At 41.1% G+C, this 15,520-nt stretch carries 16 protein-coding genes; 15 read left to right on the top strand and 1 reads right to left on the bottom strand.

Annotated elements, in window-relative coordinates:
• The 5 genes from qcrB to IEW67_RS02565 all read left to right on the top strand — a co-directional run bounded on the left by qcrB (position 1) and on the right by IEW67_RS02565 (position 3,199).
• Positions 1-675 (top strand): menaquinol-cytochrome c reductase cytochrome b subunit, encoded by a 675-nt coding sequence (gene qcrB / locus IEW67_RS02585; protein ID WP_188631493.1) that lies wholly within the window; start codon positions 1-3, stop codon positions 673-675.
• Between the two features lie 17 nt (positions 676-692).
• Positions 693-1,469 carry a menaquinol-cytochrome c reductase cytochrome b/c subunit gene (locus IEW67_RS02580; RefSeq protein ID WP_188631492.1) on the top strand — a complete coding sequence of 259 codons (777 nt, stop codon included), beginning with the start codon at positions 693-695 and terminating at the stop codon, positions 1,467-1,469.
• Between the two features lie 71 nt (positions 1,470-1,540).
• Positions 1,541-2,119 (top strand): lipoprotein heptaprenylglyceryl N-acetyltransferase LhaT, encoded by a 579-nt coding sequence (lhaT, locus tag IEW67_RS02575; protein WP_188631491.1) that lies wholly within the window; start codon positions 1,541-1,543, stop codon positions 2,117-2,119.
• Between the two features lie 64 nt (positions 2,120-2,183).
• On the top strand, positions 2,184-2,438 hold the full coding sequence (locus IEW67_RS02570; protein WP_188631490.1) for a sporulation protein YpjB: 255 nt from the start codon (positions 2,184-2,186) through the stop codon (positions 2,436-2,438).
• Between the two features lie 80 nt (positions 2,439-2,518).
• Positions 2,519-3,199 (top strand): zinc metallopeptidase, encoded by a 681-nt coding sequence (locus IEW67_RS02565; protein WP_188631489.1) that lies wholly within the window; start codon positions 2,519-2,521, stop codon positions 3,197-3,199.
• Positions 3,200-3,255: 56 nt separating this feature from the next.
• Here the strand turns inward: IEW67_RS02565 and IEW67_RS02560 are convergent, their stop codons facing one another.
• The gene (locus tag IEW67_RS02560; RefSeq protein ID WP_188631488.1) at positions 3,256-4,125 is read right to left on the bottom strand and encodes a YitT family protein; all 870 of its coding nucleotides are present in this window, start codon (positions 4,123-4,125) and stop codon (positions 3,256-3,258) included.
• Positions 4,126-4,267: 142 nt separating this feature from the next.
• Between IEW67_RS02560 and IEW67_RS02555 the strand changes: the two genes are divergently transcribed.
• The 10 genes from IEW67_RS02555 (at position 4,268) to asnS (ending at position 15,484) form a co-directional block, all read left to right on the top strand.
• On the top strand, positions 4,268-4,603 hold the full coding sequence (locus tag IEW67_RS02555; protein ID WP_188631487.1) for a nucleotide pyrophosphohydrolase: 336 nt from the start codon (positions 4,268-4,270) through the stop codon (positions 4,601-4,603).
• A gap of 41 nt (positions 4,604-4,644) precedes the next feature.
• Positions 4,645-5,442 (top strand): 4-hydroxy-tetrahydrodipicolinate reductase, encoded by a 798-nt coding sequence (dapB, locus tag IEW67_RS02550; protein WP_188631486.1) that lies wholly within the window; start codon positions 4,645-4,647, stop codon positions 5,440-5,442.
• Positions 5,443-5,454: 12 nt separating this feature from the next.
• A complete protein-coding gene (gene mgsA, locus IEW67_RS02545) occupies positions 5,455-5,877 on the top strand; it encodes a methylglyoxal synthase (protein ID WP_188631485.1) in 423 nt (140 codons plus the stop codon).
• The gene (bshA, locus tag IEW67_RS02540) at positions 5,874-7,004 is read left to right on the top strand and encodes an N-acetyl-alpha-D-glucosaminyl L-malate synthase BshA (protein ID WP_188631484.1); all 1,131 of its coding nucleotides are present in this window, start codon (positions 5,874-5,876) and stop codon (positions 7,002-7,004) included. The genes mgsA and bshA overlap by 4 nt, the downstream gene beginning before the upstream one ends.
• Positions 7,005-7,018: 14 nt before the next feature.
• Complete coding sequence (locus tag IEW67_RS02535) at positions 7,019-8,221, top strand: CCA tRNA nucleotidyltransferase (RefSeq protein WP_188631483.1); 1,203 nt, start codon at positions 7,019-7,021, stop codon at positions 8,219-8,221.
• The gene (locus IEW67_RS02530) at positions 8,197-9,180 is read left to right on the top strand and encodes a biotin--[acetyl-CoA-carboxylase] ligase (RefSeq protein ID WP_188631482.1); all 984 of its coding nucleotides are present in this window, start codon (positions 8,197-8,199) and stop codon (positions 9,178-9,180) included. The genes IEW67_RS02535 and IEW67_RS02530 overlap by 25 nt, the downstream gene beginning before the upstream one ends.
• Before the next feature lie 186 nt (positions 9,181-9,366).
• Positions 9,367-12,174 (top strand): ATP-dependent DNA helicase DinG, encoded by a 2,808-nt coding sequence (gene dinG, locus IEW67_RS02525; RefSeq protein WP_188631481.1) that lies wholly within the window; start codon positions 9,367-9,369, stop codon positions 12,172-12,174.
• 260 nt (positions 12,175-12,434) lie between these two features.
• Positions 12,435-12,977 (top strand): cell wall elongation regulator TseB-like domain-containing protein, encoded by a 543-nt coding sequence (locus IEW67_RS02520; protein WP_188631480.1) that lies wholly within the window; start codon positions 12,435-12,437, stop codon positions 12,975-12,977.
• Between the two features lie 13 nt (positions 12,978-12,990).
• Complete coding sequence (locus tag IEW67_RS02515; protein ID WP_188631479.1) at positions 12,991-14,175, top strand: pyridoxal phosphate-dependent aminotransferase; 1,185 nt, start codon at positions 12,991-12,993, stop codon at positions 14,173-14,175.
• Between the two features lie 16 nt (positions 14,176-14,191).
• A complete protein-coding gene (asnS, locus tag IEW67_RS02510; RefSeq protein ID WP_188631478.1) occupies positions 14,192-15,484 on the top strand; it encodes an asparagine--tRNA ligase in 1,293 nt (430 codons plus the stop codon).
• The last annotated feature ends 36 nt before the right edge of the window (positions 15,485-15,520 follow it).

Here is a 15,520-nt window from a genome sequence, read left to right as displayed (position 1 = left end):
ATGCTGCAAAAGATATATGACTGGATAGACGAGCGTGCCGATATTACACCAATTTGGCGTGATATTGCAGACCACGAAGTTCCTGAACATGTTAATCCGGCCCATCATTTCTCCGCATTTGTATATTGTTTCGGTGGATTGACATTTTTCGTAGTGGTTATTCAAATACTGTCCGGTATGTTTTTGACCATGTATTATGTTCCGGATATTGAAAATGCATGGCGATCAGTTTATTACCTGCAGACTGAAGTCGCACATGGTCAAATTGTACGCGGTATGCATCACTGGGGAGCCAGTGTTGTGATTGTGATGTTATTACTACATACATTGCGCGTGTTTTTTCAGGGCGCTTATAAAAAACCGCGTGAACTTAACTGGATAGTCGGCGTACTTTTATTCTTCTCCATTTTAGGCTTGGGTTTCACAGGCTATCTGCTGCCGTGGGACAATAAAGCATACTTTGCCACAGAAGTTGGGTTGAATATAGCAGAGGATGTTCCAATTATTGGCGAAGATATAAAAACATTACTGGCGGGTGATGAAGAAATTGTCGGCGCACAGACTTTGGCAAGGTTCTTTGCAATCCATGTTTTCTTCCTTCCTGCTGTTCTGTTCGCATTATTGGGCGTACACTTTATATTGATCCGCAGACAGGGAATATCCGGACCACTATAAATAGAGGAGGTTAAGCTGTGCATAAGGGTAAGGGAATGAAGTTCGTCGGGGATTCCCGAATCTCCGCGGAACAAAAACCGAATATACCAAAAGATTACTCAGAATATCCCGGCAGGACAGAAGCATTTTGGCCCAATTTCCTGTTAAAAGAGTGGCTGGCAGGGTCTGTGTTTTTAGTAGGTTTTTTAACGCTGACATTAGCACACCCGGCCCCGCTCGAAGGTATGGCAGATCCGACTAATTCAGGATATATACCTTTGCCGGACTGGTACTTCTTATTCTTATATGAATTGTTAAAGTACAACTTTGCAAGTGGACCATACATCTTATTTGGTATCATTATTATCCCCGGACTGGCTTTCGGTGGATTGCTGCTGGCTCCCTTCCTGGATAAGGGACCAGGCAGACGGCCGCACCAGCGCCCGGTTTCAGTGGGCATGATGCTTCTGGCACTGACATCAGTCATTTGGCTGACCTATCAATCCGCTTCAGGAGTGAATTGGGAGCAGCGTGCTGAAGCTAATAAACCGGTACCACCATCCGAACAGGCTGATATCGATAAAGACTCAGAAGGTTATAAAGTATTTGAAAATAACTGTATGAGCTGTCACGGTGAAGACCTTCAGGGAGGGGCCGCGGCTCCTCCGCTTACTGGCATTGACCGTTCTAAAAAAGAAATTAAAGATATTGCCAAAAACGGTATCGGTTCGATGCCACCGGATCAATTTTCAGGTTCTGACAAAGAATTAGATAAACTTGCTGAATTTATTGTTTCGGTGAACGAAGATCAATAATCTGATTTAAAAAACACCTTTGCCAAACAGAATTGGCGAGGGTGTTTTTAATATGGTGAAGGGGTTTTGTAATGATTAAGTACATACTTCTTGATAAACGGTTCTTGTTCCTTCTGTTTATCATTAACTTATTCGGCACTGCTTATGGTTATTACTGGTACCGATATCAGTTATCCGAAACACCCGATATATTCTTATTGTTTGTTCCCGACAGTCCCACTGCAAGTTTATTTTTTACGATTGTTTTGTTATTTTTTTTGTTTAAAAAAAACCTACCCTACGTTGAGGCACTTGCATTAATCACATTATTTAAATATGGTGTCTGGGCCGTTGTCATGAATCTGCTCACATTAGTGATAGAAGGATCACTGGGTTTTGCCGGCTATATGCTTATGTTTTCACATGGGGCCATGGCCGTTCAAGGGTTATTGTACGCTCCTTTTTATACGATTAAACTCAGACATATCATGTTTGCAGCCATATGGACATTGCATAATGATGTCATTGATTATGTGTTTGATCAAATGCCTATATACGCATCGTTGATAGAATATATGAAGGAAATTGGTTATTTTACATTTTGGCTGAGTATTCTATCGATAGGGATAGCATACGCCCTGACCATTAGGCCGAAAAATTCGCTTTCGTAACCAGTTATATCATGGAACAGCCACACATACATTAATTGTGAAGAAGTTATGCGAGGTGACCTCCATGAAATACAAGAAGTGTTTGCTGTTTTTCATGATTGGAATATACATTTACACACTTCTGTCAATACCGGCCATTGCCTCAGCGCAGCACCCCTTGATATTTACAGCAAATAATACTTCCGGCATGACCATGACCCCTTTTTACTGGGTAGTGGGAATTGTTGGCGGATCCATCGCCATTACATTATCTTACGTCAGCTGGAGAAAATACAAGGGCGAAAAGAAAAAACAAACAGATGATGATCCAAATAATTGACTATCAGCTAATTTTTGACTAAAATTGACCTTATAAAGTATAGTTTAAAAAATACACAAAATAACGATGGAGGAATGAACATGCTTGGTGGTCTTGGCGGATATATCATTTATATTGCGCTTTTGATGATTATCCCTCTATGGGCACAATCCAAAGTAAAAAACACGTATAAAAAATATTCCAAAAAAGCAACATCATCCGGTATGACCGGTGCTGAAGTGGCGCGGAAAATCCTTAACGATAATGGGATTTATGACGTAGAGGTTCGTGAAACGAAAGGTTTCTTGTCAGACCATTATCATCCAAAAAAGAAGACGGTCAATCTATCTTCAGATAACTTCCATGGACAATCGATGTCGTCATCTGCCATTGCAGCACACGAAGTAGGGCATGCCATACAGGATGCACAGGACTACGCATTTTTACGTTTCAGATCTTCACTGGCTCCCGCAGCGGCAAAAGGATCGAATATGGCGATTTTCCTGATAATCGCAGGTGTCATTTTTAGCCAAGGTTTATTATTGCTTGGAATCATATTCTTCTCAGCGGCTGTACTATTCCAGTTAGTCACGTTGCCGGTTGAATTTGATGCCTCCAACAGGGCGATGGCTCAGCTTGTGTCAACGGGGGTTATCCGCAATAACGAAGAACGCGAAACGAAAAAGGTTTTGAATGCTGCCGCATTGACATACGTTGCTGCCGCATTGGTCGCCGTCGCCGAGCTAATCCGGTTTATTTTAATTTACGCTGCCGGTGAATAAACAATATATTGAAGGGGTGACTGTGGTTAGTCATCCCTTTAATATTTGAATAAACATTACTCTATCGGATTTTTATTTTCATCCAATGTGAACCCTTCACCTACAACATCGTGTACCGAGGTCATGGCGACAAATGCATGAGGGTCAATCTCATTTACAATATTCTTCAGCCGGACAATTTCATTTCTGCCTACAATACAGTAAAGCACATCCCGCTTTTCACCGGTAAAACTCCCTCGGCCGTCCAATACCGTTACACCTCGGTCCATTTCTTTATTGATGGCACCCGCAATATATTCACTTTGACCAGAGATGATTGTTGCACCGCGCGCTGTATAGGCACCTTCTTGGATGAAATCAATCACTCTTGCTCCAATATAAACGGCTAAGAGTGTATACATGCCTTGCACCATGTCAAGATAAGCAGCTATGGATGTTGCGATAACAAAAAAGTCAAATAGAAACATCGTTCTGCCCATACTCCAGCCGACGTACTTATTGACAATCCTTGCAATAATATCAACACCGCCGGTTGTGCCGCCATAACGAAAAATAATACCCAAACCTATACCGATAAATACACCAGCAAAAAGGGAAGCTAGCGTCATATCCGATTGCAGATCAATTGCTATCGGATTAATTTGAAATATAGCCAGAAACAATGATACAGCCAGCGTCCCAATGATTGTGTAAATGAATGTATTGCGCCCGAGAAATTTCCACCCGATGAAAAAGACAGGAACATTAAGTACAATGTTGGAGACGGCCGGATCCCATTCCCATAAAAAATACAAAAGTAAGGTTATACCGGTAAAGCCACCTTCACCAAGATTATTTTGCATATTAAAATGGACAATCCCAAATGAAAAAATAGCGGAACCAAATAAAATAAATACAATATTTTTAAGTTTTAAACCAAATATCATCAATTGACCTCCCAATCGATCCGAATAGATGCTTTTTCCATTATAGACAATTAATCTGCAAAGTCAAAAGTCCAATGATTTGTCAAAATAATCCCTTTTAGCTAACATAAAAAGAGATTAAATTTATACAGAGAGGGATTATATGACAACTGATCATCCGCAATACACGACTGAAGAAATCCAAAAAAGAGTGGACGCCTATATTTCACAGTTTAAAGAAGGATATTTCTCACCCCTAAGTCTGATGGCCAGACTTAGTGAGGAAACGGGTGAACTCGCTCGTGAAATCAATCATTACTACGGCGAAAAACCTAAGAAAAGCACAGAGAAAGAAAAAACCGTAGAAGAAGAGCTTGGCGATGTCATGTTTGTTTTAACGTGTTTTGCTAACGCGCTGGATATTAATTTATCCGAAGCTTTTGCGCGTTCAATCAGTAAAATCGAAACCCGGGACAGCGATCGTTGGACACACAAATAAAAGAGATGTAAAAATAATCATGACAATAGGAGGCCCAAACAATGCAAATTAAGATCATAATAGCCGGACCACGCGGGAAGATGGGGTCAGAAGCTGTTCGAATGGTAAATAATGAAGACACATTTGACCTTGTTGCTTGTATCGACCGTAAAAATGGAGGTAAAGCATTAAAAGATATTGAATCACTTCCTGCATTAGATATTCCAATATATGAGGATCCGGAACAATGTTTTCAGGAAACGGATGCCGATGTGTTTATCGATTTAACAACTCCGGATGTTGGATTTGAACATACTAAGCTTTCTCTTTTATATGACATACGCCCGGTAGTGGGAACTTCAGGCTTCACCCAAGAACAAATTGAGGCATTGGCAGATTTATCGACCACCCATGGTACCGGCTGCCTTATAGCTCCTAATTTTGCAATAGGAGCCGTTCTGATGATGCAATTCGCCAAAACGGCCGCCAAATATTTACCGGATGTGGAAATCATTGAGAAACATCATGATCAAAAACTGGATGCGCCTTCCGGTACGGCAGTCAAAACTGCAAATATGATACAGGAAACGCGCCAATCCAAACAGCAGGGCCATCCCGATGAGAAAGAGACTCTTAACGGTGCACGTGGAGCTGAAACAGATGGCATTCATATTCACAGCTTACGGTTGCCAGGTTTAATAGCGCATCAGGAAGTACTGTTTGGGGGTCCTGGCCAAACATTGACAGTTAAGCATGACTCATACAATCGTGCATCGTTTATGGAAGGTGTTAAACTATCTGTCAATAAAGTGATGGAATCAGATAAACTCATCTATGGACTGGAAAATATTCTTGAATAGGCGGAGATATTGATGAATATCGCATTGATAGCGCACGATAAAAAAAAGCAGGATATCATAAACTTTACGGTTGCATACAAACATGTCCTGAAAAATCACCAGCTGTTTGCAACAGGGACTACCGGCAAAAAAATTGCGGATGGAGCCGGGCTAACGGTTCACCGCTTTCAGTCCGGTCCACTCGGTGGTGATCAACAAATCGGTGCCAAAATAGCCAACAATGAAATGGATGCCATTATCTTTTTCAGGGATCCGTTGACTGCACAACCACATGAACCAGATGTCAGTGCTTTAATGCGGTTGAGCGATGTACATTTGATTCCGTTGGCAACCAACCCCGCAGCTGCTGAAATAATGATTCAGGCACTATCCAGAGGTGATTTTGAGTGGCGGCAAATTATAAAACAAAATCAGCAAGAAGGTAAGAGAACATGAAAAAAATCGGTATAACGTGCTATCCAACAGTCGGAGGTTCGGGAGTAATCGCCACAGAGCTTGGCATACTGATGGCTGAACAGGGACATGAAATTCACTTTATAACCTCGAGTCTTCCATTTAGGCTAAACCAGGTTCACCCTAACATTTATTATCACGAGGTTGAGCTTAATCATTATCCTGTTTTTCAATATCCGCCATTTGACCTGGCACTTGCTAACAAGATGGCAGAAGTCATTGATCAAGAACAGCTCGATATTCTTCATGTCCATTATGCCATGCCGCATGCTATCTGTGCTATACTGGCTAAAGACATCGCGAAACGTGATGTGAAAATTGTTACAACCTTACATGGGACTGATATCACAGTTCTGGGAATTGACCATTCATTAAAAAAAATGATCCGCCATGGTATCGAACAATCTGATGCTGTTACGGCAGTATCCAACAGCCTGGTTAAACAGACCCATGAAGTCGTTGGTGCCAGTAAGGACATTCAGGTTATATATAATTTTGTAAATGAAGCGGATTATATAAAAAATAATGACACATCCATCCGGGAACAGTACGGTATCAATCCGAACGATAAAGTGATTATCCATATTTCGAATTTCCGCAAAGTAAAACGGGTGCAGGATGTAATTGCTACTTTCCGGCAAATTCAGGAAAAAATGAATGCAAAACTGCTTTTAGTTGGGGATGGTCCAGAGTATTCCGAAATGCATCAACTTGTTGAAAAAATGGGGTTAGCTGAAAATGTATTGTTTTTAGGCAAACAAAAAAATGTCGGTGATTTATTATCGATCTCGGACTTAAAATTGCTCATGTCTGAAAAGGAAAGTTTCGGCCTTGTCCTGTTAGAAGCTATGTCATGCGAGGTACCTTGTATTGGTACAAATATTGGTGGTATCCCTGAAGTAATTGAACACAATGAAACGGGGTTTATCGTCGAACTGGGGGATATTGACCAAGCCTCAGCATATGCTATTGATTTGTTGCAAAATGACTCACTGCTAAAACAATTTTCCGTTAATGCTTTAAAACATGCAAGAAATGTTTTCTATTCACAGGACATTGTGCAGCAATATATCGATTTATATGACCAACTGATGACGAATTCATATTAAAGATGGTGATGTCGGTGCGATTTACCAAACAGTTCAGACAAGCAATCGGGGTTTTAAAACGAATCGAATCATATGGTTACGACGCCTATTTTGTGGGCGGATGTATTCGCGATCTCTTGCTGCACCGGCATATAGAAGATATCGATATTGCCACATCCGCGCGTCCGGAGGTCATTCAGGAAATGTTCAATAAGGTCATTCCGGTAGGCCTGAGTCACGGGACGGTCATCGTTCGGTACGACCATCAATCATATGAAGTAACAACATTTCGGGTGGACGCTGACTACTCCGATCAGCGGCATCCTGACTCAGTTCATTTCGTTAAAACGATTGATCAGGACTTAAAGCGCCGTGATTTTACAATCAATGCTTTGGCAATGGACAAAACAGGTTGCTTAATCGATTTGTTTGATGGGGAGAAGGACATTCAAAAAAGGATTATACGTACAGTTGGAAACGGCTATGACCGCTTTGCCGAGGATCCTCTGCGCATCATGCGTGCCCTCCGTTTTTCAAGCCAGCTGGGATTCTCGCTGGAGGAGCACACATTAAAGGCAATGCAATTCGTTATAAGTGAATTGAATGCAATAGCAGTGGAACGCATCTTACAGGAAACAGCGAAATTCTTTGCAGGACCATACATTAAAACTGGCATGGATTTTTTCAAATGGCTGCACTTAGAGAAGCATTTGCCTGTTTTTAAAGATAATCCGGCTATCATCAACCGACTGCCGGCTCATCTCAAACCATTGCAATCTTTTGGCGCGGTTATTGCTATGCTGCATGTTGCTGTACCAGCCATATCCATTGATACATGGGTGAAACAATGGAAATGTTCTAATAAAATCAAAAATGAAGCAGAATCTTTTAATGAGGCACTGTACCATTATCAATGCAGCGGATTGAGTCCATGGCTCATATATAAACTGCATACAACCGGTCACAGTGATTTCACCTTATTGGTGAATATGCTGTTTGATGACCACTTATCTGAGCAAACGGTTCATAATATGGCTCATCATCTGCCAATTCATTCCATGCATGACTTGGCGATTAACGGAACAGATCTAAGGCGACTTTTTCCGCAACGACAGCCCGGGCCATGGATAGCTAATACATTGAAGCAAGTAGAAAAGCGGGTGGTCACTGGCCATCTCAGCAATGATAAGAATGCGTTAAAGGAATGGGTAAAATGGTATCGACACGCTACCGGCTAATTGAACTTCTGGAAACAACTGATCATCAATATGTCTCAGGACAGTTTCTTTCTGAAAAATTGAATATATCCCGCAGTGCAATATGGAAACATATGAAGGAATTGGAAAAGGACGGATATGAAATTGAGGGCATTCGACGAAGAGGTTACAGAATTGCCAAGTTCCCGGACAAAGTGAGTGCCAACACATTACGCTGGGGGTTGCAGACAAATTGGCTGGGAAGAAATATCATTCATAAGATAACAACACATTCGACACAGCAAGTAGCCCACCAGGCTGCACAGGAAAACGCCGAACATGGAACAATTGTCATTGCCGATGAACAGACTGAAGGGAAAGGACGGATGACGCATCAGTGGCATTCGACCAAAAATAAGGGCATCTGGATGAGCATGATACTGCGCCCGTCGATTCCCCCTGCCGCGGCCCCGCAGCTGACATTGCTGACGGCCACCGTTCTGGCGGATGTTATTGCAACATACACAACGGCCGAGCCCAAAATTAAATGGCCAAACGATCTATTAATACAAGATAAAAAAACAGCTGGCATTTTGACTGAAATGCAAGCTGAACAGGATCGAATCCAATATATCGTGGTAGGCCTTGGGATAAACGTCAGTCAATCATATAATGACTTCCCCGACGAACTCAGCAATAAGGCAACGTCACTTAAATTGGAAACAGGTGAGGAACAGAAAATCGTACAAATCATACAGCAAATCTTAATGTATTTTGAGAGAGCTTATGATATGTTTATCCAAGATGGCTTTACCAATGTGAAATATAAATGGGAATCATATGGATATAAAATCGGAGAAGCAATCCGGATTCGGACAAATGGGGAAACGCTGGATGCGATTTTCACCGGTATTGCTGAAGATGGTGCACTGCTTGTCCGGAATGAAATTAACGAACTTCGCAAAATTTATTCCGGCGAAATAGAATGGTTCCGGAAATAAATTAATCGTTTCTAAATTTCATTGTAATAGTGCGTGTTCAAAAAGGAGGATAAAAAGGACCAAGAAGTTCGAGGCGGCGCAGTTTCGAGCAGCGGAGAAACAAGCCAACGAAGAAATTCAAAGTGTCATTTTTACCGGACTTTTTGAACAACCTCTAATACGTTTAATTGAGAGTAAGGTGGCTTTATGAATGAAAGGTTTGTTGTTGTCGACCTCGAAACAACAGGACATTCACCGGCAAATTCTGATAAAATTATCGAAATTGGAATCGTCGTAATCGAAAATGATAACATTGTCGACGAATTTTCCACATTTTTTAACCCAAACAAACCAATTCCAGCTTTTGTAACTAATTTGACAGGCATAACGGATGCAGAGGTTCAGAATGCCCCGCTATTTCAGGACAAAGCAGCCAAAATAACAGCCTTGTTCGAAAATAGTTATCTTGTGGCACATAATGTACCGTTTGACTTAGGGTTTTTGAATGGTGAACTATACACGAGCGGTTTTTCAGAACTGCGTAATCCGGCATTGGATACAGTAGAACTTGCCCGTATTCTTTATCCCCAAGCCCCGGGTTTTAAATTGGGACAGTTGGCGGATTATTTTCAGATTACACATGGTGAACCACATCGTGCATTAGCAGATGCGCATATGACTGCAAAATTACTCTTAACCTTAATGCAAAAACTCAGGCAACTTCCTTATGAAACCATTGCTCACATGCTTAAGCTGGAAAAGGGCATGAAATCAGATTTGAATACCATACTGTCCGAACAGTACCAAGCGCTTGCTTTCTCAAGTGATGAACATGAATATATGGATATATATCGGGGATTGGCTATCAAAAAAACAACTGATATCAAACCGGAAAGACAGGACTTTCATTCCTTTTTTGGTAGCTTTCTTGATGAAATATATGAGGCCGGCGGTGCCATGGAACAGCATATGTCCAAGTATGAAAAACGCAGTGGGCAACGGGAAATGTCCGAAACAGTATTCGATGCCTTTAAGACGAAAAAACATGCGCTTATTGAAGCAGAAACCGGCACAGGGAAAACATTAGCTTACTTACTGCCGGCGGTTTATGAAGCGATAACCCAAAATAAAAAAATCGTGATCAGCACATATACCACACAATTGCAGTCACAATTGCTGGATAATGAAATTCCATTAATCCACCAACTTGTATCCCTGCCGTTTCGTGTAGCACTCTTGAAAGGCAAACAACACTATATAAGCCTGGAAAAATTTGAACGTGCACTGGCTTCTGAACGGACAGAAAATTACGATGTCACATTGACAAAAGCCATGTTGCTCGTCTGGTTGACAGAAACTGAAACAGGGGATATAGATGAGATTCAACTTCCATCGAATGGTTATATATTCTATAAACAGATTTCCACGGAGAAGGAAGGTGCTATCGATCCATCATCGCCATGGTTTTCGCGGTCATATTATCAACGAGCCCGCAGGAAAGCACAACAGGCAGATATTCTGATCACGAATCATGCCTTGTTATGTACGGATATGTTTAATAATTATCAGTTACTGCCATCTTATGACAAAGCAATTATTGATGAAGCACATCATTTGGAAGAAACAGCCTCCAAACATTACGGTTTAACATTGCATTACGTTCAGGTACAAAACACGCTGTCTCAGATAGGGAGTACAGACCAAGACGACTGGCTCGGAAAATTGCTTATGAATACCCCCCTTAGCGATGATAACGTTTTTTCAAGTGAGGGCTGGGATAATATTTTCGGGAATACTAAATATGAAGTCGATGATCTATTTCGCACACTGTTTCAATATGTTATTGATCAGAGACAAAAAGATAAATCCCTGAGTGATACCGGCAGAATACAGTATCGTTTTGACGATGAAAATGAAGATCCTGAAAAATGGGGTGTCATAAAGGAAATAGTAAGCAGGCTAACCTTTTATCTGCGTGATCTGATTCATTTGCTTTCGTCATTAAAACAAGAGCTCGAATCCAATGAAATACGGGAAAATCACTATTTGGAAGACTTGAATATGCACACAGAGGCACTCCAATCAATTATCGACCGGATGGAACAGCTGTTTTTAACGAAAAGTGAACACGCTGAGGTGAAATGGATAGAAATGGAGGCATATGGTGCCAGAAATGCTGTGTATCTGTATAGTGAACCGACAGATATTTCGACTTTATTGGCAAACGACTTTTTCACCCAAAAAGAAAGTGTTGTATTGACCAGTGCGACACTGTCAATCCGGAATACATTTTCATTCATTCAGCAAAGACTCGGGCTGACACCGGAAAATGTCATGACGACAAAAGTAAACTCACCGTTTTCCTATCAAAATCAGGTGCAGTTGATGATACCGGATGACTTCCCCGATATTAGGCACAGTTCATTGGATGAATTCGTAGCCGCTGTTTGCGATGCCATTATATCGCTGGCACAAATTACAGATGGCAGAATGCTTGTCTTATTCACCTCATATGACATGCTCAGAAAGGCTTACTATCTCTTGAGGGAGACGATTGATACAAGCCTGTTTATGTTGATCGCTCAAGGAATATCAAGCGGTAGCAGATCAAGATTAAAAAAGAATTTCCAAACATTCAGCCAATCCATTCTGTTGGGAACAAGCTCCTTCTGGGAAGGCGTCGATATCCCCGGCGAGGATTTATCATGTCTTATGATTGTACGGCTGCCATTTCAGCCGCCGAATCATCCCGTATATGAAGCAAAGTCAAATCTGTTAAAGAATGAAGGCAAAAATCCTTTTTTTGAATTAGCCTTACCAAATGCTGTTATCCGATTCAAACAGGGATTCGGCAGGCTCATCCGTTCTGCAAATGATCGCGGTGTTGTGTTCGTATGCGATGCACGTGTTATGAAAGCGCGATATGGGAAATATTTCACGGAATCAATCCCAGCTGTCCCAATTACACATGATTCAACATACACACTCATGAAAAAAGTACAGGAATGGTTTTAATGAAAAAATACTGATGCACCTGCTGATGCACCAGTATCTCAAGGGTATGGGGCAGGAAAAATTTTGTTGAAATAAATAACACATTTGCCGCAATGCTTGTTATACTATATAATATGCTTTGCTGAATTTATTTTCAACGTTACTTATAGTGTTAGCATTGTCAGAGGCAATATAAGTAGCAAAATATGATAAAACAGACAGCATTATCATTAAACAACAATTTTTAAAGCAGGATTTTATCATTAACAGGATGAGATAAAATGAGGGAGAAACGTTTTTTACATGTGACGATACCCGGATGGCTGAAATGGGTATTGGGTATTGTCATTTTTCTAATTGCCGCTTGTCTTGCTTTCGGAATTTATTTATACCAGGTTGTCGAGGACAACCGCACAGCAAATTTTGAAGACGTTAAAACACAAGTGATTGAGCAAACTGAATTAAACTCCATAAGCAAAATTGAGCGGTTTCATGGGGAAAATGCCTATTACACAGTTTATGGCGAAACCGAAAACAACAGCGATATGATTATTTTTTACCCATTCAACGGGAATACATCAAATATAATTCGTATTAACCAATCCGAAATCATTTCTGAACAGAAAATCAGGAATGATTGGTACAACCGGTGTTACGATTGCACACTATCTGATATTAAACCGGGTGTTATTTCGAATGATGGTGATCAGCCTGTATGGGAATTGACTTACAAAAATAACAAAAATCAGTATGTGATGGAATATTTATCGTTACAGGATGGATCAACTATTGAAGTAGTTCGGTTCAATCAGTTATTCGATTAGGAAGGTGATGAAAATGGAACTGGCAAATCGCGTAAAATCATTAACGCCCTCATCGACATTGGCGATTACTGCAAAAGCAAAGGAGCTAAAAAGCCAAGGATATGATGTCATCGGTCTTGGAGCAGGAGAACCTGACTTCAATACGCCGGGCTATATACTAAAGGCTGCCGAATATGCAATGCTAAAAGGATTTACCAAATATACACCGTCCGGTGGTATAACGGAGCTGAAGCAGGCAATAGCCGCTAAATTCAGCCGTGATAATGGACTTACTTATTCAAGCGAAGAAATCATTGTGACAACAGGCGCAAAACATGCTTTATATTCACTTTTTCAAGTTCTCTTGAACAAAGAAGACGAAGTAATTGTGCCTGCTCCATATTGGGTCAGTTATCCTGAACAGATTAAACTCGCTGAGGGAAAACCTATATTTATTAATGCAATGGAAGAAAATGAATTCAAAATAACACCGGATCAACTTGAAGCCGCTATAACGCCAAAAACAAAAGCAGTGATTATTAATTCACCAAGCAATCCGACCGGTATGATGTATAATCATGAAGAATTGAGAAAACTTGGTGAAATCTGCTTGAAACATGATGTTTTAATTGTGTCAGATGAAATTTATGAGAAATTAATCTATACAAATGATAAGCATGTGTCGATGGCTGAAATTTCCGATCAACTAAAAGATCACACTATTATTATTAATGGCGTGTCCAAATCACATTCAATGACAGGATGGAGAATAGGGTATGCTGCAGGTTCAACCGAAATTATTCAGCCGATGACCAACCTGGCGTCCCATTCAACATCCAATCCAACGTCAATTGCCCAGCATGCAGCGTTAGCAGCATATAATACTGACGAAGACCCAAACGCTGACATGCGAGAGATATTCAGTAAACGTCTTGAATTATTATATGAATTGTTAACAGACATACCAGGCATTTCACTCATCAAACCTAAAGGGGCTTTTTATGTGTTCCCAAATGTATGGGAAGCTGCCACCCAAAATGGCTTTAATACTGTTGATGACTGGGTTGAAGCATTGCTTGAGGAAGAAAAGGTTGCTTTAGTGCCGGGGTCAGGTTTTGGATCACCGTCAAATGTCCGATTATCATATGCTGTATCGGCTGATTCGCTAAAAGAAGCCGCAAAACGAATCAAACGTTTTGTTATAAACCATCAATCGTAGCTATGGAGGGTCTATTTTGAAAACAACAATTTCGCAAGTACCGGCATATGAAGGTCAGGAAGTGACCATTGGTGCATGGCTTGCCAATAAGCGGTCAAGCGGTAAAATCGCCTTTCTGCAATTAAGGGACGGCACTGGGTTTATTCAAGGGATTGTCGCCAAAAATGATGTAACAGAGGACATCTTTCAGCTTGCAAAAAATATGACTCAAGAATCTTCAATGTACATTTCCGGAAAAATTGTCGAAGATACCAGGTCTCCTTTTGGCTATGAAATGCAGGTAAATACCATCGAGCTTATCCAGGAAGCAGTGGATTATCCAATAACCCCAAAGGAACACGGCACAGAATTTCTGATGGATCACCGTCATTTATGGCTTCGTTCAAGCCGTCAGCATGCCATTATGAAAGTCAGGAATGAAATTATTCGGGCAACATATCAGTTTTACAATGATCAAGGGTATGTAAAAATCGATCCGCCCATATTAACCGGTTCATCGGCGGAGGGTACAACTGAACTCTTCCATACACAGTACTTTGATGAAGAAGCTTATCTATCCCAGAGCGGTCAATTGTATATGGAAGCAGCTGCCATGGCTTTCGGTAAAGTTTTCTCATTTGGTCCGACATTCCGGGCCGAAAAGTCAAAAACACGCAGACATTTGATTGAATTTTGGATGATTGAACCGGAAATGGCTTTTATTAACCACGAAGAAAGTCTGGAAATTCAGGAACAATATGTCAGCTTTGTTGTGCAATCTGTTTTGGAAAATTGTAAACTTGAACTCAACACACTCGAAAGAGATACATCAAAACTGGAGACTATCAAGGCACCTTTTCCCAGGATCAGCTATGATGATGCCATTAACTTATTAAAAGACAAAGGGTTCACCGATATTGAATGGGGAGAAGATTTTGGTGCCCCGCACGAAACGGCCATAGCTGAAAGTTTTGAGAAGCCTGTTTTCATCACACATTATCCGGCTGATATAAAAGCATTTTACATGAAGCCAGATCCTGAACGGCCTGGCGTTGTGCTCTGTGCGGATCTTATTGCACCGGAAGGTTATGGCGAGGTTATCGGCGGCTCACAGCGTATTGATGACCCTAAACTTATGGAAAAACGTTATGACGAACATAATCTAACCGGCCCTGCCTACAAATGGTATCTTGAATTGCGCCATTATGGCAGTGTTCCGCACTCAGGTTTTGGGTTGGGTCTCGAGCGGACGGTTGCCTGGATAGCCGGAGTGGACCACGTTCGTGAAACCATTCCATTTCCCAGACTGCTTAATCGTCTGTATCCGTGATATAAGCTATTTTTGTTATTATCCCTTGCCTAAAGT

The sequence above is a fragment of the Lentibacillus kapialis genome, from assembly GCF_014646635.1.
Classification (GTDB): Bacteria; Bacillota; Bacilli; order Bacillales; family Amphibacillaceae; genus Lentibacillus; species Lentibacillus kapialis.
Note: the sequence above shows the minus strand (reverse complement) of the source record. Positions and strands in the feature narration are given on the sequence as shown.